This is a genomic window from Streptomyces sp. NPDC053673 (assembly GCF_055585225.1).
This window is the reverse complement of sequence record NZ_JBVJKN010000005.1, coordinates 124,811-145,321: the sequence shown is the minus strand read 5'-3', so window position 1 is coordinate 145,321 and position 20,511 is coordinate 124,811. Positions and strand designations below refer to the sequence as shown.

The window sequence follows — 20,511 nt, the reverse complement described above, 5'->3', positions numbered from 1 at the left end:
GACCTGGGGCCGATCCCTGTGGGCAGGGGCCGCTCCTAGCGTGGAGCCATGACCACGCCAGTCTGCGCGACCGCTTCCAGGGCCGCCGCGCCGCCGCCCTCCTACCCGTCGTTCTCGTCGTACGTACGGGCGCGGGGGCCCGTGCTGCTGCGCACCGCCCGCTCTCTCACGGCGAACCCGAGCGACGCCGAGGATCTGCTGCAGACCGCGCTCACCAAGACGTATGTCGCCTGGGATCGCATCGAGGACCACCGGGCGCTCGACGGCTACGTCCGCCGCGCGCTGCTCAACACCCGTACGTCGCAGTGGCGCAAGCGCAAGGTCGACGAGTTCGCGTGCGACGAGCTGCCGGAGCCGTCCGGGGTGCCCACCCCCGACCCGGCAGAGCAGCAGGTGCTGCACGACGCGATGTGGCGTGCCGTGATGAAGCTTCCGGACCGGCAGCGCGCGATGGTCGTCCTGCGGTACTACGAGGACCTCAGCGAGGCCCAGACGGCCGAGGTGCTCGGGGTCTCCGTCGGCACGGTCAAGAGCGCGGTCTCCCGGGCCCTCGGCAAGCTCCGCGAAGACCCGGAACTGTCCCCGGTGCGCTGACGACCGGGCGCCGACAAGTTTTCGTCCTGGTTTTCGTACCCGGGGGTAGTGACATACCGCGTGGTATGTGCGCAGAATCTGCACACCCTTACTGCCGTGCGCCCACCGGGAGGACGCCGTGCTGAGCACCATGCAGGACGTACCACTGACCGTGACCCGCATCCTGAATCACGGGATGACCATCCACGGATCATCGCAGGTCACGACGTGGACCGGGGAGAGCGAGCCGCACCGCCGGAGCTACCGTGAGATCGGTGAGCGCTCGGCCCAGCTGGCGCACGCCCTCCGCGAGGATCTCGGCGTCGTCGGAGACCAGCGGGTCGCGACCCTGATGTGGAACAACGCGGAGCACGTCGAGGCGTACTTCGCCATCCCCTGCATGGGCGCCGTCCTGCACACCCTCAATCTGCGGCTGCCGGTCGAGCAGCTGGTCTACATCGTCAACCACGCCGCCGACCGCGTGGTCATCGTCAACGGCTCCCTGCTGCCGCTGCTCGCACCCCTGCTCCCGCATCTGTCGACCGTCGAGCATGTCGTGGTCTCGGGCCCGGGCGACCGTTCCCTCCTCGACGGAGCGCAGGTCCAGGTGCACGAGTACGAGGAGCTGCTCGCCGGCAAGCCGACCGCGTACGACTGGCCGGCGCTGGACGAGAACATGGCCGCGGCGATGTGTTACACCTCCGGCACCACCGGCGACCCCAAGGGCGTCGTCTACTCCCACCGTTCGATCTATCTGCACTCCATGCAGGTCAACATGTCGGAGTCGATGGGTCTGACGGATGCCGACACCAGCCTTGTCGTCGTCCCGCAGTTCCACGTCAACGCCTGGGGCCTGCCGCACGCCGTGCTGATGACCGGCGTGAACATGCTCATGCCGGATCGCTTCCTTCAGCCCGCCCCGCTCGCCGAGATGATCGAGACCGAGCGCCCGACGCACGCGGCGGCCGTCCCCACCATCTGGCAGGGACTCCTCGCCGAACTCTCGGCGAAGCCCCGCGATGTGAGCTCCCTCGCCCAGGTGACCATCGGCGGCTCCGCCTGCCCGCCGTCGCTGATGGAAGCGTTCGACAAGCTGGGCATGCGCGTCTGCCACGCCTGGGGCATGACGGAGACCTCGCCGCTGGGCACGGTGGCCAGGCCGCCGGCCCACGCGGTCGGTACGGAGGCGGAGTTCGGGTACCGGCTCACCCAGGGCCGCTTCCCGGCCGGAGTCGAGGCCCGGCTGCGTGGCCCGGGCGGCGAGTTCCTGCCGTGGGACGGCGTGTCGGCCGGTGAGCTGGAGGTGCGCGGGCCGTGGATCGCGGGGGCGTACTACGGCGGCGCCTCGGGCGAGGACCTCACGCCCGTCGACAAGTTCAGCGAGGACGGCTGGCTGAAGACCGGTGACGTCGGCGTCATCGGCCCCGACGGCTTCCTGACGCTGACCGACCGGGCGAAGGACGTCATCAAGTCCGGTGGTGAGTGGATCTCCAGCGTCGAGCTGGAGAACGCGCTGATGTCACACCCGGAGATCGCGGAGGCGGCGGTCGTCGCCGTACCGGACGAGAAGTGGGGCGAGCGCCCGCTGGCCACGGTCGTGTTGAAGGAAGGCTCCACCGCCGACTACGCGTCGCTGAAGGACTTCCTCGCCGGGAAGATCGCGAAGTGGCAGCTGCCGGAGCGCTGGGCGATCATCCCGTCGGTGCCGAAGACGAGCGTCGGGAAGTTCGACAAGAAGGTGATCCGCAGGCAGTACGCGGAGGGCGAGCTGGACGTCACCGAACTGCGCTGACGCAGGCCGAGGGCGATCCGCCACCCGGCTCCTCCGGCTCCTCGCCCCCTCGTCCGCTTCGCCCCCTGACCCCCTGACCCCCTGGCCTCCTTCGTTCCTCCGTCCCTCCGGACAGCGGCAATCAGCGGTTCAGGAGCCGCGTCGGCCCCGCAGCGCGACAGCTGCGGGGCCGACGCCGTGCCGGTCCGGGCCCGCTCGGCGGCAGGGGGATGAGGCGCGTTCCGCCTCGTCCCTCCTCGCTCGCCCGCGTCCGCCCTTGGTCGCCCGCGTTCGGGTCAGTTCGTACCGATCTTCGCGAGCAGGTCGACGATCCGGCCCTGCACCTCGGCGCTCGTGGACCGTTCCGCGAGGAACAGGACCGTCTCGCCCGAGGAGAGCTTGGGCAGCTCCGCATGGTCGAGGTCCGCGGAGGTGTAGACGACCAGCGGGGTGCGGTTCAACTGCCCGTTCGCACGCAGCCAGTCGATGATCCCGGCGCGCCGGCGGCGTACCTGCATCAGGTCCATCACCACCAGGTTCGGCCGCATCTGCTGTGCGAGCGTCACCGCGTCCGCGTCCGCCCCGGCCCGCGCGACCTGCATCCCACGCCGCTCCAGCGTCGCCGTCAGCGCGGTCGCGATGTCGTCGTGCTCCTCGATCAGCAGCACCCGGGACGGGTGCTGCTCACTGTCGCGCGGCGCCAGCGCCTTCAGCAGTACGGCGGGGTCGGCGCCGTACGCCGCCTCGCGCGTGGCCTGCCCCAGTCCTGCCGCGAGCAGCACCGGCACCTCGGCCGCCACCGCCGCCTGGCGCAGCGACTGGAGGGCGGTGCGCGTGATCGGCCCGGTCAGAGGGTCGACGAAGAGCGCCGCGGGGAACGCGGCGATCTGCGCGTCCACCTCCTCGCGCGAGTGCACGATCACCGGCCGGTAGCCGCGGTCGCTCAGCGCCTGCTGCGTGGCGACGTCCGGCGCGGGCCAGACCAGCAGTCGGCGCGGATTGTCCAGCGGCTCCGGGGGCAGCTCGTCGTCGACGGGCACGGGCTGCGGCTGGTTCGCCACCTCGACGGCGCCGCCGGGGCCGTCGAGCGGTTCGGGCCCCTCCGCGCCCTCGTCCGGTGCGCCTATCGCGTACGACCGGCCCTCGGCGGGAACGGAAAGCCGCTGGTGGGGTTGCTGGGCAACCTGCGGCAGCTGGGGCTGGGGCTGGGGCTGCGGGTGCGGCCGTGCGGCCGCCTCGGGCAGCGGACGCTCCTTCTCGGGTGGGGTGGCCAGCTTGTTCTCGGGCGGGGTGGCCAGTTTGCGCCGGCGCCCGGAGCCGAGCGTCTGGTTCTGCGTGGCCTGCGTGGCCTGCGTGGCCTGTGAGGTCTGCGGGACAGGCGGGAGCTGCGACGAGGACTGCTGGTTCTGCTGCTTGGCGATCTGCTGGGCGAACGGTACGCCCTGGCCGAGCGTGCGCACGCTGAACGCCCTGCCCTGCGACGCGTCGGCGGAAGCCGCCACTGCCTCCACGGGTGTCGGTGCCGGTGCCTCGGCGGGCAGCGGCTGAGCGGCGGGGCGCGGCCCGGGCGCGGTGACCGCGGCGGGCGGCAGGGGCACGGATCCGGTGCCGCCGCCGCCCGCAGCGGCAGGCGCCGTCCCAGCCTCGGCGAGGGCGGCGAGGCCCTGCCCGGAGGCCCCGTTCTCGGCCGTGCGCGCCCGGCGGCGGCCGGTCGGTACGGGGTGCGGCTGCGGCGGGGTGTGATCGGCGCCCGGCTCGGTATGTGCGGCGTCGTGGCGGCCCTCGTCACCGTGATCCGGGGCGGGGGCCGGCGCGGGCGCCGGTGCCGTCGGCGGGACCGGGGCGCGGTCGGCCTCGGCGGGCGGCAGCGCGAACGCGGCTCGCGCGTTTTCGGTGTCCCCGGTGTCCTCAGTGTTCCCGGTGGGCCTGGGCCGCTCCTGTGCGGTCGACAGAGCCCGCCGTGCTCGCCGCCCACCCGGCTGCGCACCGGTACCGGCGGGCTCCAGCGCACCGGCGCCGACGCCACTGCCGCCCGCGCCGCCGTCGTGCGACCCGCCGACCGTGACCGAGGTGCCAGGAGCGGGAGGGGCGGGAGGAGCGGGAATCGGGCTCACGCCGGATGCGCCGTCCCCCCAGGCACCGGCGGTCGTGGCGCCCGGCGCGGCAGGGGCCGTCGCCGCCTGCGGCGAAGGCACACCGGCCGGAGGAGTCGAAGAAGTTGCCGGAGCCGCAGCAGTCGCGGAAGCAGCAGTAGTCGTGGAAGCCGACGGCGCGGAAGGCAGTGCGGGCAGCGCCGCCTGGGCGCGGCGGGCGCGGCGGCCTGTGCCCTGGGGGACCATCGCCTCAGGCCCCACGCCCTGCGGCGGGACCGTGTTCCCGAGCGCCGGGCGCCCGGCGCCGGCCTCCGCGGAGGTGACGACGGAGCCTTCGGCCGCCGGGGCCGGTGCCTCCGCCTCGGCGGGGCTGGGCCGTCCGCGACGACGCCCCGTGCCACCGGCACCCGCACCGTCACCACCGACACTGCCGCCCGCGCCGTTCGTACCGCTGCCGCCCGCGCCGCTTGCACCGCCGTTTGTGCCACTGTCCGTTTGGGCGTCCGTGCGCGCCCGGCGCCGGCCCGAAGGCTCGCCGGACGGCTCCGGTTCCACGGGGCTCTCCAGGAACGCGTCCGTGGAGGCCCGCCGTGCGCGCCGCCGACCGCCACCCGACGTGGGCGCGGGCGGCGCGGGCGCGGCCTCCGGCTCGGCCGAGGCGGACGGGGCCGACGGCGGCGTCACCGTCCCCGAGCCCGCCCCCAGCGGCACCTCCAGGACGTACGCGCTGCCGCTCATCCCCGGCACCTCGTGCGTCTGCAGCACCCCGCCATGAGCCGCCACGATCCCGCGGACGATCGGCTCGTGCACCGGATCGCCCCCGGCGTACGGTCCCCGTACCTCGATCCGTACGACATCGCCGCGCTGCGCCGCCGCGACCACGATCGTCGAGTCGACGTACCCGCCGCCCGCTCCCACGACGACCCGGGTCTGCCCGGTCGAATCGACGCCGGCGACATCGGCGATCAGATGGGCCAGAGCCGTCGCCAGCCGGGCCGCGTCCACCTCGGCCTCGATCGTCGGGGCGTGCACCGCGAACTGCGCGCGCCCAGGGCCGATCAGCTCGACCGCGCCCTCGACGCCGGCCGTCACGACCGCGTCGAGCAGCACGTTCGCCTTGGCCAGCTGGTCGGTACCGGCGTTCAGCCGCTGGAAGCCGAGCACGTTGTCGACGAGCGTGGTCATCCGGGCGTAGCCCGCGGCGAGGTGGTGCAGGATCTGGTTGGCCTCCGGCCACAGCTGCCCGGCCGGGTCCGCGGCCAGCTTGCCGAGCTCGCCCCGCAGCTCCTCCAGCGGCCCGCGCAGCGACTCGCCGAGTACGGCGATCAGCTGGGCGTGCCGGGCGGTCAGCGAGGCCTCCCGCTCGTCCCGCTCCTCGATCTCCGCCGCGTACCGCTCGGCCCTGTCGGCCAGCTCCGCCGCGTACTTCTCGTCGAGCCGCGCGATCTCGGCGGTGTACTTCTCGTCGCGCTCGGCCAGCTCGGCCGTGTGCCGCTCGTGGCGCTCGGCGATCTCCGTGGTGTGCTGCTGCGTCAGCTCCTCGTAGGGACGCCGGTCGGTGAACGTCATCACCGCACCGACCAGCTGGTCCCCGTCCCGTACCGGCGCGGTCGTCAGGTCGACCGGCACCGGCTTGCCGTTCTTCGCCCACAGCACCTGGCCCCGGACCCGGTGTTTGCGCCCCGACCTGAGCGTGTCCGCGAGCGGCGACTCGTCGTACGGGAACGGCTCGCCGTCCGGCCGGGAGTGCAGGATCAGCGGGTGCAGCTCCTTGCCGCCGAGATCACTGGCGCGGAAGCCGAGTATCTGGGCGGCGGCCGGGTTGACGAGTACGACCCTGCCGTCGGTGTCGGTCCCGACGACGCCTTCGGCGGCGGCGCGCAGGATCATTTCGGTCTGCCGCTGGGAGCGGGCGAGTTCGGCTTCGGTGTCGACGGTGCCGGAGAGGTCACGCACGACGAGCATCAGCAGCTCGTCGCCGGTGTAGCTGCTGCTCCCGCCGCTGCCGCTGCCGTACGAGTCGTACGCCTCGCGGCCGTCCTCCAGGCTCGCGCTGGTGACCTCGACGGGGAACTCTCCGCCGTCGGTGCGGCGCGCGACCATCCGGGTCGGCTTCGTACGGCCCCGCTCGTCGGCCGAGTCGGGCCGCCGCATCGATCCGGGGATCAGCTTCGAGTCGAAGGACGGCAGGAGATCGAGCAGACCGCGTCCGACGAGCGCCGTACCGGGCGTCTCGAACATCTCCAGGGCGATGGTGTTGGCGTTGACGACCGTGCCGTTGCAGTTGACGAGAACGAGCCCGTCCGGGAGGGCGTCGAGTATGGCTGCGAGGCGAGCAGCGCCTCGGGATGGCCTGCTGCTCACGACGACGCTTCCTCCCTGACATACAGCATCTTGCGGACGGCCGGCCCCATCTTGCCCCTCGGGCCGCGGCCTGTCACTGGAGGGAGTCTAAAGGCAGGGGATGCGCCTGCGGCGGTGGATGAGGGGGAGCTCTCACCAAGGTTCTGTGTACACGGAGTCGTCCCGCTCCCCGGGGGACAGCCTCCGGAACGCCCGCCGACCTGGACGCTGTCCGCGCCGCCCGCAATCGTGCGGACGGGTGCGGACGGGTGCGGGTGGCGTGGGTGCGCTAGTACCGGGCGGTCGGCAGGACCGGCTCCAGGTGCTCCCAGCGCCGGATCTCGCAGCCGTCGCTGCGGTCGAACGTGGCGTCGATGCTCCTGCCCTGCCAGGACCCGGTGATCCGCGCGGTGGCCGGGCCGCCGTACTGCATCGTGCACATGGCGTCGTCGTCGACCGGCTCGAACGGGTTCTGCGCGTCCGTGGCGAACTGCGCCAGCTTGTCGCAGGCGGCCTGCGCCTCGGGGTGCGTGCCGCCCGTCGGGGCGCACGTCAGCTGGTACTCCCCGTTGGCATTCGGGTTCCCGGTGTCCGTGGTGGTCACGGTGAGCCGGTCCCCCGGTTCGAGCTCCAGCAGAGGCAGCGGGATCGGCCCGAGCATGGACGCGCCCGCGGGCGGGGCGACGGCGGTCAGCGCGGCGACGGAGGCTGTGGCGGTCGCGGCGACGGTGAGGACGAGGCGGCGAAGCATGTGTGCTCCCTGAGGGTCAAGGATCTGGGGACGGCGCCCCGGCATCTCTAACGCTCCGCGCGCCCGTGCGTTGCGCAACCCGGGCTGGGCCGACCGGGGCGCGAACGGCATCGACCGGGTGTCGGCCGCGCATCGACCGGGTGTCGGCCGCGCATCGACCGGGTGTCGGCCGCGCATCGACCGGCTGCCGACCGCGCATCGACCGGCTGCCGACCGCTTGTGCCGGTTCGTTTGCGTCGGCCGGCGCCGCTCCGCGCCACGCGGCCCCGCCGGGGCGCGGGTACCTCTTTGCCCCAGGGCCCGCGTGCCTAGTACCGTGGGGAGCGATTGGTGACACCCCACCCGGCTGTGTCATCATCTGCACGCACCACTCGCGCCCGCGCGGGTGTGCTGGAGGCGTCGCCTAGTCCGGTCTATGGCGCCGCACTGCTAATGCGGTTTGGGTCTTAAAGCCCATCGAGGGTTCAAATCCCTCCGCCTCCGCGCGATCACCGAAGCCCCGGCCCCACGGCCGGGGCTTCGGTCGTTCCCGGTCGTTCCCGGCCGTTCTTCAAGAGTCTCGCCAGGGAGTCCCCAGGGGTGGGCGCTTGCGCGGGCGTACGGGCATTTGCGCAGGTCAGATGGGGTTTGGCTAATGGATTTCGTCTGACGGCGCAGGTCATGTAATGTTGTTCCCGCAACGCCGACCGGGCAGAAAAGCCCGGGAGACAAGCACTCGTAGCTTAACGGATAGAGCATCTGACTACGGATCAGAAGGTTGCAGGTTCGAATCCTGCCGAGTGCACACAGGTCAAAGCCCCCTCGGGATCATCCCGGGGGGGCTTTGTCGTGCTGTACGGCAGCGAAGCACAGCAACCACCGCAGCCAGTCCGACTCGGACCGGCTAGGCGTTGAGGTTCTGTCGGCGGAATGATCACGGTTTCCGTGGGGCGCTGACGTCGGATCGCGGCACATGGCCTGATGCGACATCGCGAGTGATGCACTCATCCCAGAGATGCCCGCCAGCTCAAGGGGAGGATGCGCTGAGTCACCTTCGGGTGGACCTTGAGCGCGACCAGGAGCGAGCTCCACGTGTGTGCCCGGTGCTCCGGAGCGGGATTCCCGGAGCCCGGCGCGGCGTGCATGCAGCGCGAACATGCGGGTGAGGTTCCCCGGCTCGAGCGGGGTGCCGTACTTCGTCGTGAAGATCAGGTCGTGACCGTCCTGCCACAGTTCCCCAGCAGCCTTCCGGTCGCCGAGTTGCTGGGCACGGCGCATGCGCAGGGCCTTGAGGCAGCAGAGTGCCGGCAGAGGCAGGAAGTCGTCCGAGTCCTCGGTCTTCGTCTCTCGGCGACGGACCACGGCTTGATCCGGCGGCGCAGGGCTTGGGCACGCCGCGATCCAGATCCCCACCGAGACACCCGGCCTCGCCGTCACCGGCGAGGCCGTTCCCGCCGACCACAGCTCACGGTCCCGGTCCCGCAGCGTCTGTCAAGATGAGGCACGCTGATCCGGCCGATCAAGCATCTGGTCAGGCGCGTGAAGCCAGGGGCCGCTCGGCTTGGCCGCTTCCACGGTGGCTCGGAGCAGAAACGAGGCTCAACGCTTCGGCGCGGGCCCTGATGATGCGTATGCGCGCTTCCCGTTCGGTGGGATCTGCGTGCACGGGCTGCCTGGTGCTCTGTCCAGGCCACTTGCGGTAGAGGAGACCCGCCTGCGCGGTGAAGTACCCCTGGCTCACAGCGTTCGCAGCAAGAAGGAGTCCAGTGTCCTCTGAAGCCGGCAGGGCCATCCAACCGCCCAACGCAAGGAGCAGATCACGTCTGATGCACAGGGTGCCAGGAACCACCGGCGGAACGTGGCCGTAGGTCTCCCAGCGACGCAGCAACTCCCCCCGTTCAACCAGCCCTTCAGGCGGCTCCTGATCAGATCCCACCGTCGAGCCGTCGGGGAGAAGGTCCAGAGCCCGTGATGTAGTCCACCCGGTTTCCGTCCGCTTGGTCAGGGCCGCGATGTCGCGGGCCAATGCGTCAGGCGTCAACATGTCATCCGCGTCGAGCACCTTGATGAGGCTGCCTTCGGCTCGGCTGAGCGCCATCGTTCTCGCCACACCAGGCCCGCCGTGCCGCCCGTCGCTGAAGTCGATTCGTGAGTCGTATGGCAGACAGCCGGCCACCGTACCGGTCTGGCCGTCCTCTTGAATGATCCACTGCCAATCCCAACCGCGGGGGAGCTGTTGCTTGACCAAAGATGCGTAGGCGTCGAGCAGATACTGAGCCCCAGCGGCGTGCACGGCCGTTATGACAGTCACGAGGTTGCTCACAAAAACCACCGTGCCGCGGACTCCGCGTCCAGCATCTCGATCCCGTCCTCCACGCGTACCAACGCTGGAACCTCGCTGTTCAGCCTCGACGTCGTGAGGCACCTCCTGAGTTCGACCGCACATTCCAGACGGATGCGCGATCCAACTCAGCTGCTATCACCCCATGATGACTGCCAGTCGCACTATGGCCAAAGGTCCTTTCGGCGTTGGCGGACCCGCGTTGCGAGCGATTGCGTGGGAGTCGGGATGCACCGGGTGACGCTCAGCTCGCGTCATCGTCCAGGGCTGCGTCCTCAGACATTCATGGAGGTCGGCTGGTGAGGGTTGTCCGACTCGCTTCATCTGGTCGGCCGAGCTGACATCGCCCATCTGACATCAACGACGTCAGACAGCGCCCATTGAGCGGTCGTGGGAGTGAGGCATCTCACGGCCAAGTGCTCTGCAAGACCCGACCGGCCGAACTCAAGGCAGTGCTCCTGGACACCTGATGGCAGACGGTGATGACTGTCCAACTGCGTAGGTTGCAGGTTCGAATCCTGCCGAGTGCACATAGATCAAAGCCCCCTCGGGATCATCCCGGAGGGGGCTTTGTCATGCCGTACAGCAGCGAAGTGCAGCGACCACTGCAGACCGTGCTGTCGTCGCTGTCGTCGCCCCCGGAACGCATGGCGTCGCTCTGCGGCGGATTGAGTCATCGTTTCCTGCTACCGGGACCACTGTGCGGCGCTGCCTCGATGTACAAACAAGATCCATGATGGTCGTCGGGGCCGCCGTGCGCGGAATCCTCAGTGCTCGACCATGACGCAGGTGAGCGTCGCCGTTCCGCTGTCTGTCTTGACGACGAACTTGGCCCCGCTGAGACCGTCGACGTCAAACCTTCCCGTATCGTCCGTCGAGACGGTGCCCGAGGCGGACCCCGAGTAGGTCACCTTCGCGCCGCTGGGGAATCCCACACCCCACAGGTGGTACCTGCCGTTCGACTCTCGTTCGACATTGCACGTCGCGCTGGGCGCAGCGCCGGGCGCTGTGGTGGTCGACGCGTATGCGGCAACCGCAGGGCCCAGCGCGAGCGCGGGGACGATCAGGGGTGCGAGTGCTGCGAGACGACGTGTCCGGTTCATCGTTCTACCTCCCTTGGGCGCCACCGGTGGGGCCGGTCGGGCGTGACGGCACCGTCACCGGCGGCATCGGTCGCACAGGACGCCGATGGGGAAAGCCTCACTCCGTTCCGCCGCGCGTACATCACCCAACATGGGCGATATGTTCGGTTTGTCTGCCGAGCCGCGCCTCTTGCTCGTGCCGTCGGTCGTCAGTACGTACGCTGTTCCGTCCTGTTCCAACTGATCTGCGAACGGGATTGGTTGGGCAACGCCCACGGGAGTGGAGGAGTGAACGCGTACGGTGGTGACCGTGGCACGGACCGAGTACTACGCCCCGGGCTGCAGGCGACCGCGGGAGCTCCGGGGCCGCCTGCGCTGCCGGCGGGTACGCGCTGTTCGGCCGGTGCCTGGGGGCGTTGAGAGCAACGCAACAGGCAGCGACCGAGAGTTCGTGCCCATGAGCCGGGCTGTCTGAGCGGCGGTACGGGGTGGTGGCGCGTCCCTACGCTCCGCCCTCGGCCTCCGCGTCGGCGACGGCGATCGCGATGCCGAGTGCCTTGGCGATGTTGCCGGCTGCCGTCATGACGCGGGCTGTTCCCACGATGGGGGCGATGGCGACCAGGACATCCTGCAGCTGCTCGGCGGTCAGGCCGGCCTGGAGGGCGGGGTCGATGTGGGCGACGTAGGAGATCGGCGGAGCGTCCGAGGCGGCGAGAGCCGCGATGCGGGTGAGCATGAACATGTCCGGCGCCAGCCCGCACCGCTCGATCGAGTCGACCGTCATCGCGGCGAGGGTGTCCAGTACAGGGGTTTCAGATGCTGTGGCCATGGCGGGATGTCTCCTGTTGGTGTCGTGACGAGGAACAGCGGGCGGTAATGACGGCTCCGCATCCCGGTGCAGCGTCTACTGCTCGACCGTAAGTCGGTTTCCCGCGGGCTGCCTGTCCAGGGGATCGTCCGGGGCAGGGGGCGGACGGGTGGCAACGGGACGGAACCCGGGGCTGAGCTGTGGCCGGGCCGGCACATGGGCGAGGCTCCTGGAGATGATCCGGGGGTCTCTTGCGTTGGATGTGGTTGAGGAGTGCGGGGCATGAGCGTCGGCGGCCGGTGGCAGTGCCGGGGGATGGGCTGGGGCCAGGGGGCCCCGGTGCTGCGATGGGCGCGTGGCGCGGCGCGGCGGGAGAGCCGGCTCGGGTACGGGCAGGAGATCGGGTTCCGGGGCGTCGGGGAGCGCGGCTGCCTGGGGGCGCGGGGGAATGTGTGTCCGGTCGGGGCCGTCGTGCCGGGGCGGAGTACGGGCGGGCTGTGCCCGGAGTGTGCGCGGCTGGACCGGGCGCACTCGGTGGCCGCCGACACCATCGCCGACGACCCGCGGACGTACCGGGTGTATCTGGCCTGGTTCGGCCCCGGGATGGTGAAGGTCGGCATCACCGCCGAGCAGCGGGGCGCGGCCCGGCTGCTGGAGCAGGGGGCCGTGGTGTTCGGCTGGCTGGGGCGCGGGCCGCTGATGGCGGCGCGGCGTACGGAGGAGCTGCTGCGCGCCGCGCTGGGCGTGCCGGACCGTATCCCGTACGCGCGGAAGCGTGCGGTGCGCGCGCTGTTGCCGGACGGCGCGGGCGAACGGGCCGCCGAGGTCATGGAGCTGTACGCGAGGGCTGTGGGGCTCGCGGGGTGGCCGGAGGCGCTGGAGCGGGTCGGGTTCGAGGTGGTCGACCATGTCGGGGTGTTCGGGCTCGCAGGGCTCCCAGCGGCTTCGGGTGTGGTGCGGGAGCTGGTGGACGGCGGGACCGTCGCCGGGCGGCTGCTCGCCGCGGCCGGACCCGATCTGCACCTGAGCACCTTTGACGGGCGGGTGGTTGTGGTGGACACCCGCCTGCTGTCCGGGTGGGAGCTGGTCGGCGCCGATCCGCGCGGCCCCCTGACCGTGCCCGTCGACGAGCTGCCGCGCGGCGTACAGGACGGGCTCTTTTGACCGTGCGGTCAAGAGGTCGAGACGGCCGAGACGGCCAGACGGCCAGACGGCCGAGACGGTCAGACGGCCGAGACGGTCAGACGGTGGATACGGCCGACACAGTAAAGAATGGGATCCCTTTCGACCGGGCACCTGGACACCGCATCGACGCACGTCGGAGGGTGTTCGTCATGAGCGATCATCTTGTGGCGGGCATCGAACCGCCCTACTACACCGTGGTGTTCACGTCCCATCTGAAGGAAGACCCGAGCGGCTACGGCGAGACCGCCGTCCGTATGCAGGAGCTGGTCGAGCAGGTGCCCGGCTTTCTCGGGTACGAGTCGGCCCGCACCCCCGGCGGGCTCGGCATCACCGTCGGCTATTTCCGGGACGAGGACGCCATAGCCGTCTGGCGGAAGAACCTGGAGCACCAGAGCGCGATCAGGCAGGGGCGCGCCGAGTGGTACGAGCGCTACAGCGTTCATGTCGGCAAGGTCGAGCGGAGCTACGCCTTTGAGCGCGAGTAGCGCGAGTAGCGCGATGAGCGGAAACAGCGGGGACAGCGGGGCCGGCCTGAGCAGCGCGAGTGAGGCTCAGGAGGTAAGGGCGTTCTGGGAGCGGCTCGGGCTGCCCGGACTCGTCGACGTGCACACGCACTTCATGCCCGAGCGTGTCCTCGAAAAGGTGTGGGCGTACTTCGACGCCGTAGGGCCGCTGACCGGGGTCAAGTGGCCCATCGTGTACCGCGAGGAGGAGGACCGGCGGATCGCGCTGCTCCAGGGGTTCGGGGTGCGGGCCTTCACCTCGATGCTCTATCCGCACAAGGCGGGCATGGCGGAGTGGCTGAACAGCTGGGCCGCCGACTTCGCCGCCCGGACGCCCGACTGCCTGCACACGGCGACCCTCTACCCCGAGGAAGGCGTGGAGCGGTACGTACGCCGGGCCGTCGAGAGCGGCGCGCGCGTCTTCAAGTCGCACATTCAGGTCGGGGCGTACGACGCCAACAACGCGCTGCTCGACCCGGTGTGGGGGCTGCTCTCCGACGCGGGGATCCCGGTCGTGATGCACTGCGGCTCCGGGCCGGCCCCCGGAAAGTACACCGGGCCGGAGCCGGTCGCGCGGCTGCTCGCACGCCATCCGCGGCTGCCGCTGATCGTGGCGCACATGGGGATGCCGGAGTACACCGACTTCCTGGACCTGGCGGAGCGGTACCGCGAGGTGCGGCTGGACACGACGATGGCGTTCACGGACTTCAGCGAGCGGCTCGCTCCCTTCCCGGTGAGCGAGCGGGCGCGGCTGGCGGATCTCGGGGAGCGGGTGCTGCTCGGGACCGACTTTCCCAACATCCCGTACCCGTATGCGCACCAGCTGAGGGCGCTGGAGCGGCTGGAGCTGGGGGACGACTGGCTGCGAGCGGTCTGTTACGGGAACGGCGCCCGGCTCTTCTCGCTGTGCCCCTGAGACGGTTCTCAGGGAATTCACAGGCAAGGGAAAGGCGGCTCTCACGGCACGGTCCGAGGGTGGGACCATGACGACGACCTCTCCCCTGGGACGCACCGAACTGCGCAGGCCGGACGGCGGCGCCGTCCGCGTGCTCGTCGTGGACGACGAGGCCTCCCTCGCCGAGCTGCTCTCCATGGCGCTGCGCTACGAAGGGTGGGAGGTGCGCAGCGCCGGCGACGGCGCGAGCGCGCTGCGCTCGGTGCGGTCCTTCCGGCCCGATGCCGTGATCCTGGACGTGATGCTGCCCGACATGGACGGGCTGGCCGTCCTCGGCAGGCTGCGGCGGGAACTGCCCGACGTGCCCGTGCTGTTCCTCACGGCGAAGGACGCCGTCGAGGACCGGATCGCGGGTCTCACGGCGGGTGGCGACGACTACGTCACCAAGCCGTTCAGCCTGGAGGAGGTCGTGGCGCGGCTGCGCGGGCTGATCCGGCGCTCGGGGGCGGCCTCGGCCGTACGTAGCGTGTCGCTGCTCGCCGTCGGTGACCTGACGCTCGACGAGGACAGCCACGAGGTGACCCGGGCCGGTACGTCGATCCATCTCACGGCGACCGAGTTCGAGCTGCTGCGCTATCTGATGCGCAATCCGCGGCGCGTGCTCAGCAAGGCGCAGATCCTCGACCGTGTCTGGTCGTACGACTTCGGCGGCCAGGCCAACGTCGTCGAGCTCTACATCTCCTATCTGCGGCGGAAGATCGACGCCGGCCGGTCCCCGATGATCCACACCAGGCGCGGTGCGGGGTATCTGATCAAGCCTGGTGAGTAGCCCGGTGGGTGGTCCGGCGAGTGGTCCGGTGAGCGGTCCGGTCAGCAGCCGGGCGACCGGTTCGGTGAGCGGTCGGGTGAGTGATCCGGTCAGTAGCCGGGTGACCGGTCCGGCGAGTGGCCCGGCGACCGGTGGCATGGGCCGTAGATGGTCGCTGCGGACCCGGCTCGTGGTTTCGGCGGTCGTGCTGATCGCGGTCGTCGCGGCGGTCATCGGCACGGTCACGACGTTCGCGCTGCGGAGCTATCTGTACGGGCAGAAGGACGAGCAGTTGCACGGTCTCGCGTTGCGGGCCGCCGGGCCGCCGCCGGAGGCACCCCACGGCCTGCGGCTGCCGGACAACCCGCTGCGGTTCGTCACCGGGGGCGGTGCGCCACTCGGCACGGTCGGTGCCGAGGTGGCCGCCGACGGCTCCCTCGGTGACGGGCTCGTCTCCGCACAGCAGGAGACGGACGGGGGTCCGCAGCTCACGGACCATGCGCTGGCGGAGGCGGAGAAGGCGGCGCTCGCCGGTGTCCCGCGTGACGGCAACGCGCACAGCGTGGAGATCCCCGGGCTCGGCGACTACCGCGTCGAGTACGTGTCGGGCGGCAACGGCGCGTTCCTCGTCGGCGTACCGCTCGCCGAGGTGCACAGCACCATCGGCACGCTCGTCGTCGTCGAGATCTGTGTGACCGGTGCCGGGCTGATCGCCGCCGGGCTGGCGGGCGGGACGCTCGTCGGGGTCGCGCTGCGGCCGCTGCGGCGGGTCGCCGCGACCGCCACCCGGGTCTCCGAACTCCCGCTGCACAGCGGCGAGGTGGCGCTGTACGAGCGCGTACCGGACGCCGAGGCCGATCCGCGCAACGAGGTCGGACAGGTCGGCGCGGCCCTCAACCGGATGCTCGACCATGTCCACTCCGCGCTGCACGCGCGGCAGGAGAGCGAGACGCGGGTACGGCAGTTCGTCGCTGACGCCAGCCATGAGCTGCGCACTCCGCTCGCCTCGATCCGCGGGTACGCCGAGCTGACGCGCCGCGGCCGGGAGGAGACCGGGCCCGACACCCGCCATGCGCTGGGGCGGATCGAGGCGGAGGCGACGCGGATGACGGGGCTGGTCGAAGATCTGCTGCTGCTGGCGCGCCTCGACGCGGGACGGCCGCTCTCGTACGAGAGCACCGATCTCTCGATGCTCGTCGTGGACGCGGTGAGCGATGCCCGCGCCGCCGGGCAGGACCATCTGTGGCGGCTGGACCTGCCGGACGAACCCGTGACGGTACGGGCCGACCCGGCACGGCTCCAGCAGGTACTGGTCAATCTGCTGGCCAATGCCCGTACCCACACCCCGCCCGGGACCACGGTGACCGCGCGGGTCCGGCCGCTCGACTGCCGGACGGCCGTCGCCCTGGAGGTCCGGGACGACGGGCCCGGCATTCCGCCCGCACTGGTCCCGCACGTCTTCGAACGCTTCGCACGCGGTGACGCCTCTCGCTCGCGGCACGCCGGGAGCACGGGTCTCGGGCTGGCGATCGTGCAGGCCGTCGTCGCCGCGCACGGTGGGACGGTGGGCGTGGAGAGCGTGCCGGGCCGCACGGTCTTCTCCGTACGTCTGCCGCTCGCGCGGCTCGGGCAGGAGATCCGGGACTCACAGACGGCGCACAGGCTCACCACACAGCCGTGACAGCAGCCCTGGCGAGAGTCAGGGCCATGCGAACCGACACTGCACCGGGCACCCTGCCGGCACGGGAGTATCTGCCCGTCGGCATGGCGGGCACGCCCGTACTCGACGTGGTGATTCCCGTCCACAACGAGGAGAAGGACCTGGAGCCGTGCGTACGGCGGCTCCACAGCCACCTCGCGCACACGTTCCCGTACAGCTTCCGGATCACCGTCGCCGACAACGCGAGCACCGACCGTACGCCGCAGGTGGCGGCCGCGCTCGAAGCCTCGATCCCCGGGGTACGGGCGTACCGGCTGGAGGAGAAGGGCCGCGGCCGTGCGCTGCGCGCCGTGTGGGCGGCCTCCGACGCGCCCGTCCTCGCGTACATGGACGTGGATCTGTCCACCGACCTCAACGCGCTGCTGCCGCTGGTCGCCCCGCTGATCTCCGGGCACTCGGATCTCGCGATCGGGTCGCGGCTCGCGCGGTCGTCGCGCGTGGTGCGCGGCCCGAAGCGGGAATTCATCTCCCGGGCCTACAACCTGATCCTGCGCTCCTCGCTGGCCGCCCGCTTCTCCGACGCGCAGTGCGGGTTCAAGGCGATACGGCGGGACGTCGCCGAGCGGCTGCTGCCGATGGTCGAGGACACCGGGTGGTTCTTCGACACCGAGCTGCTGGTGCTGGCCGAGCGGGCGGGGCTGCGGATCCATGAGGTGCCGGTGGACTGGGTCGACGACCCCGACTCCACCGTCCACATCGTGCGGACGGCCCTCGACGACCTGAAGGGCGTCTGGCGCGTGGGGCGCGCGCTGGCGGTCGGCGCACTGCCGCTGGACCGGCTGGCACGGCCGTTCGGCGACGACCCGAGGGACCGGCAACTCAGCGGTGTACCGGGCGGACTGGCCAGGCAACTGGTCGGCTTCTGCGTGGTCGGCGCGCTCTCCACGCTCTTCTATCTGCTGCTCTACTCCGTCTTCCGCGCGGGTGTCGGGCCGCAGACGGCCAACGCCGGCGCGCTGCTGGTGTCGGCCGTCGCCAACACGGCGGCCAACCGGAGGCTCACGTTCGGGGTACGAGGGCGGGAGCGCGCCGTACGCCACCAGGCCCAGGGCCTCGTCGTCTTCGGCATCGGCCTCGCCCTCACCAGCGGCTCCCTCGCGGCGCTCGACGCGGCTTCCGGCAGTCCGTCCCACGGCACGGAGCTGGCGGTCCTGATCGTCGCCAACCTCGCGGCGACGGTGCTCCGTTTCCTGCTCTTCCGCGCGTGGGTCTTCCCGGACCGGCATGGCGACGGCCCCGCGGGGCCCGCCCACGCGCAGTTCGGTGACGCGACCGTTCAGCTGCGAGGTCTGAGCTTCGGCGACGAGATGACCGCGAACACGAACACGACGAACTCGACCACGGCGAACACGACGAACTCGACGAACTCGACGAACTCGATCACGACGAACACGACCACGGGGACTCGACGATGACGACACTGCCGCACGACAAGTACGAGGGGCTGCCGGGCGCCGACGCTTCCGCGTCGCTCCGGGCCGCCGAGGCAGCCGATGGGGCGGCGGCCGATGGGGCGGCGCACGCCACCCCGCCCCGCGCCCGGATCTGGCGGGGGCGGGCCGAGGACCCCGCCTGGGTGCGGCCCGCCGTGCTCGCGCTGCTCGTGCTCACCGGGCTGCTGTACCTGTACAACCTCAGCGCCTCCGAATACGCCAACTCCTTCTACTCCGCCGCGGTTCAGGCCGGCAGCGAGAGCTGGAAGGCCTTCTTCTTCGGCTCCTCCGACGCCGCGAACTCCATCACCGTCGACAAGCCGCCCGCCGCCCTCTGGCCCATGGCCCTGTCCGTGCGGCTGTTCGGGCTCGGCTCGTGGCAGATCCTGCTGCCCGAGGTACTGATGGGCGTGGCCACGGTCGGCGTCGTGTACGCGGCCGTGCGGCGGCGGTTCAGCCCGGCGGCCGGGCTGATCGCGGGAGCCGTGCTGGCGCTCACTCCGGTCGCCGCGCTGATGTTCCGGTTCAACAATCCCGACGCGCTGCTCGCGCTGCTCATGACCGTCACCGTGTACTGCGTGCTGCGCGCCCTCGAAGGCGCCCGCACCAAGTGGCTGGTGTGGGCGGGCGTCGCGGTCGGCTTCGCGTTTCTGACCAAGACCCTGCAGGCGTTTCTGATCCTTCCGCCGCTGGCGCTCGTGTACGCGGTGTGCGCGCCCACGACCGTACGGCGACGCCTCGGCCAACTCGCCCTCGCCGGGCTGGCGTTGATCGTGTCCGGCGGCTGGTGGGTCGCGATCGTCGAACTGTGGCCCGCGTCCTCGCGCCCGTACATCGGAGGCTCGCAGAACAACAGCTTCCTGGAGCTCACCTTCGGCTACAACGGCCTCGGCCGGATCAACGGCAACGAGACCGGCAGCGTGGGCGGAGGCGACGGCGGTGGCGGCGGCGGCCGTCAGGGCGGCGGCTGGGGCGAGACCGGCATCGGGCGGATGTTCAACGAGAGCATCGGCGGCCAGATCTCCTGGCTGCTGCCCGCAGCGCTGATCCTGCTGGTCGCGGGGCTGGTCACCCTGTGGCGGGCGAATCGCACGGACACCGCGAGGTCCGCGTTCCTGGTGTGGGGCGGCTCGCTGCTGATGACCCTCGCGGTCTTCAGCTTCATGGCCGGAATCTTCCACGAGTACTACACGGTGGCGCTGGCCCCGTACATCGCGGCGCTCGTCGGCATGGGTACAACGGTGCTGTGGGAGGAGCGCGCGCACTTCGCCTCGCGTGTCGCGCTGGCCGCCACGGCGGCCGCGACCGCGGTCTGGGCGTACGTGCTGCTGGGCCGTACGGAGGACTTCGTGCCCTGGCTCGGCTCGGCGGTGCTGGTGGGCGGGCTCGTGGCGGCGGCCGGGCTGCTGTTCGCGGGGCGGCTCGGGCGACGGCTTGCGCTCGGTGCGGCCGGCCTCGGTCTGGCGGCCGGGCTCGCCGGGCCGGTGGCGTACACCCTGTCCACGCTGGACACCGGTCATCAGGGCTCGATCGTGACGGCGGGTCCGGCCTCGATGCGGGGCGGTCCGGGCGGCGGTGGTCCTGGCGGCCGCGGCGGTGACGACGGCGGCGGGCCGCGGATGATGCCGCCCGGTACGACCGGAGCGATGCCGCCCGGCGGAATGCCGGGCGGAATGCCCGGGGGCGGCATGGGCCAGCCCCCGACGGGCGGCCAGGGCGGCCAAGGTCAGGGCCGGCAGGGTCAGATGCCCGGCATGGGCCAGGGGCAGGGCCAGGGTCAGGGTGAACTCCCCGGCCGCGGTGGCGGCGGCATGGGCGGCCTCCTCAACGGCGCCGACGTCAGCTCCGCCGTCGCGGACAAGCTCAAGCAGAACGCCTCCGACTACACCTGGGCAGCCGCCGCCATCGGCTCCCAGAACGCCGCCGGCTACCAGCTCGCCACCGAGAAGCCGGTCATGGCGATCGGCGGCTTCAACGGCAGCGACCCGTCCCCGACCCTCGCGCAGTTCAAGCAGTACGTCGCCGCGGGGAAGATCCACTACTTCATCGCGAGCGGCGGCATGGGCGGCCCCGGAGGCAACGCCAGTACCGGGATCTCCACCTGGGTCGAGGAGAACTTCACCCAGGTCACCGTGGACGGCATCACCCTCTACGACCTGACGGCCGAAAAGTAATCCCTATACGGCGTACGAGAAGCCCTTGTACGGTGTACGAGACCAAGTCCCG

General features: G+C 71.2%; 14 protein-coding genes, 2 tRNA genes and 1 pseudogene. 11 read left to right on the top strand and 6 right to left on the bottom strand.

The window, feature by feature from the left end; all coding sequences use genetic code 11:
• The first annotated feature begins 48 nt into the window (after positions 1-48).
• Entirely contained in the window at positions 49-594 is a 546-nt protein-coding gene (locus ACZ6ZQ_RS10080) for a SigE family RNA polymerase sigma factor (RefSeq protein ID WP_469768068.1), read from the top strand.
• Between the two features lie 118 nt (positions 595-712).
• Positions 713-2,365 (top strand): long-chain fatty acid--CoA ligase, encoded by a 1,653-nt coding sequence (locus tag ACZ6ZQ_RS10075; protein ID WP_469768067.1) that lies wholly within the window; start codon positions 713-715, stop codon positions 2,363-2,365.
• Between the two features lie 275 nt (positions 2,366-2,640).
• On the opposite strand, the gene ACZ6ZQ_RS10070 is transcribed toward ACZ6ZQ_RS10075, so the two are convergent.
• Together ACZ6ZQ_RS10070 and ACZ6ZQ_RS10065 are read right to left on the bottom strand one after the other, a co-directional pair.
• On the bottom strand, positions 2,641-6,801 hold the full coding sequence (locus tag ACZ6ZQ_RS10070; RefSeq protein ID WP_469768066.1) for a PAS domain-containing protein: 4,161 nt from the start codon (positions 6,799-6,801) through the stop codon (positions 2,641-2,643).
• A 268-nt stretch (positions 6,802-7,069) separates the two neighbouring features.
• Positions 7,070-7,531: an SSI family serine proteinase inhibitor gene (locus ACZ6ZQ_RS10065; protein WP_469768065.1), complete on the bottom strand. Its 462-nt coding sequence runs from the start codon at positions 7,529-7,531 to the stop codon at positions 7,070-7,072.
• 392 nt (positions 7,532-7,923) lie between these two features.
• Here ACZ6ZQ_RS10065 and ACZ6ZQ_RS10060 point away from each other — a divergent pair.
• Positions 7,924-8,014, top strand: a tRNA-Ser gene (locus tag ACZ6ZQ_RS10060).
• A gap of 228 nt (positions 8,015-8,242) precedes the next feature.
• A tRNA-Arg gene (locus tag ACZ6ZQ_RS10055) sits at positions 8,243-8,315 on the top strand.
• A gap of 229 nt (positions 8,316-8,544) precedes the next feature.
• On the opposite strand, the pseudogene ACZ6ZQ_RS10050 reads toward ACZ6ZQ_RS10055, so the two are convergent.
• The 4 genes and pseudogenes from ACZ6ZQ_RS10050 to ACZ6ZQ_RS10035 form a co-directional block, all read right to left on the bottom strand.
• Positions 8,545-8,869 (bottom strand): annotated as a pseudogene (locus ACZ6ZQ_RS10050) (site-specific integrase); the annotation flags it as partial.
• Positions 8,870-9,041: 172 nt separating this feature from the next.
• Positions 9,042-9,833: a glycosyltransferase family 2 protein gene (locus ACZ6ZQ_RS10045; protein WP_469768064.1), complete on the bottom strand. Its 792-nt coding sequence runs from the start codon at positions 9,831-9,833 to the stop codon at positions 9,042-9,044.
• Positions 9,834-10,618: 785 nt separating this feature from the next.
• Positions 10,619-10,954, bottom strand: coding sequence for a hypothetical protein (locus ACZ6ZQ_RS10040; RefSeq protein ID WP_469768063.1), 336 nt, complete (start codon positions 10,952-10,954; stop codon positions 10,619-10,621).
• Between the two features lie 481 nt (positions 10,955-11,435).
• On the bottom strand, positions 11,436-11,762 hold the full coding sequence (locus ACZ6ZQ_RS10035) for a carboxymuconolactone decarboxylase family protein (RefSeq protein ID WP_469768062.1): 327 nt from the start codon (positions 11,760-11,762) through the stop codon (positions 11,436-11,438).
• A gap of 261 nt (positions 11,763-12,023) precedes the next feature.
• Between ACZ6ZQ_RS10035 and ACZ6ZQ_RS10030 the strand changes: the two genes are divergently transcribed.
• The 7 genes from ACZ6ZQ_RS10030 (at position 12,024) to ACZ6ZQ_RS10000 (ending at position 20,459) form a co-directional block, all read left to right on the top strand.
• Positions 12,024-12,905 (top strand): DUF2797 domain-containing protein, encoded by an 882-nt coding sequence (locus ACZ6ZQ_RS10030; protein ID WP_469768061.1) that lies wholly within the window; start codon positions 12,024-12,026, stop codon positions 12,903-12,905.
• A gap of 170 nt (positions 12,906-13,075) precedes the next feature.
• Positions 13,076-13,411, top strand: a complete 336-nt coding sequence (locus ACZ6ZQ_RS10025) for an antibiotic biosynthesis monooxygenase family protein (RefSeq protein WP_469768060.1) — start codon at positions 13,076-13,078, stop codon at positions 13,409-13,411.
• 13 nt (positions 13,412-13,424) lie between these two features.
• Positions 13,425-14,345 carry an amidohydrolase family protein gene (locus tag ACZ6ZQ_RS10020; protein WP_469768059.1) on the top strand — a complete coding sequence of 307 codons (921 nt, stop codon included), beginning with the start codon at positions 13,425-13,427 and terminating at the stop codon, positions 14,343-14,345.
• A 67-nt stretch (positions 14,346-14,412) separates the two neighbouring features.
• Complete coding sequence (locus ACZ6ZQ_RS10015) at positions 14,413-15,153, top strand: response regulator transcription factor (RefSeq protein ID WP_469768058.1); 741 nt, start codon at positions 14,413-14,415, stop codon at positions 15,151-15,153.
• Between the two features lie 136 nt (positions 15,154-15,289).
• Positions 15,290-16,813, top strand: coding sequence for a sensor histidine kinase (locus ACZ6ZQ_RS10010; protein WP_469768266.1), 1,524 nt, complete (start codon positions 15,290-15,292; stop codon positions 16,811-16,813).
• Between the two features lie 26 nt (positions 16,814-16,839).
• Positions 16,840-18,267, top strand: coding sequence for a bifunctional glycosyltransferase family 2/GtrA family protein (locus ACZ6ZQ_RS10005; protein WP_469768057.1), 1,428 nt, complete (start codon positions 16,840-16,842; stop codon positions 18,265-18,267).
• Entirely contained in the window at positions 18,264-20,459 is a 2,196-nt protein-coding gene (locus tag ACZ6ZQ_RS10000) for an ArnT family glycosyltransferase (protein ID WP_469768056.1), read from the top strand. The genes ACZ6ZQ_RS10005 and ACZ6ZQ_RS10000 overlap by 4 nt, the downstream gene beginning before the upstream one ends.
• Positions 20,460-20,511: the final 52 nt, after the last annotated feature.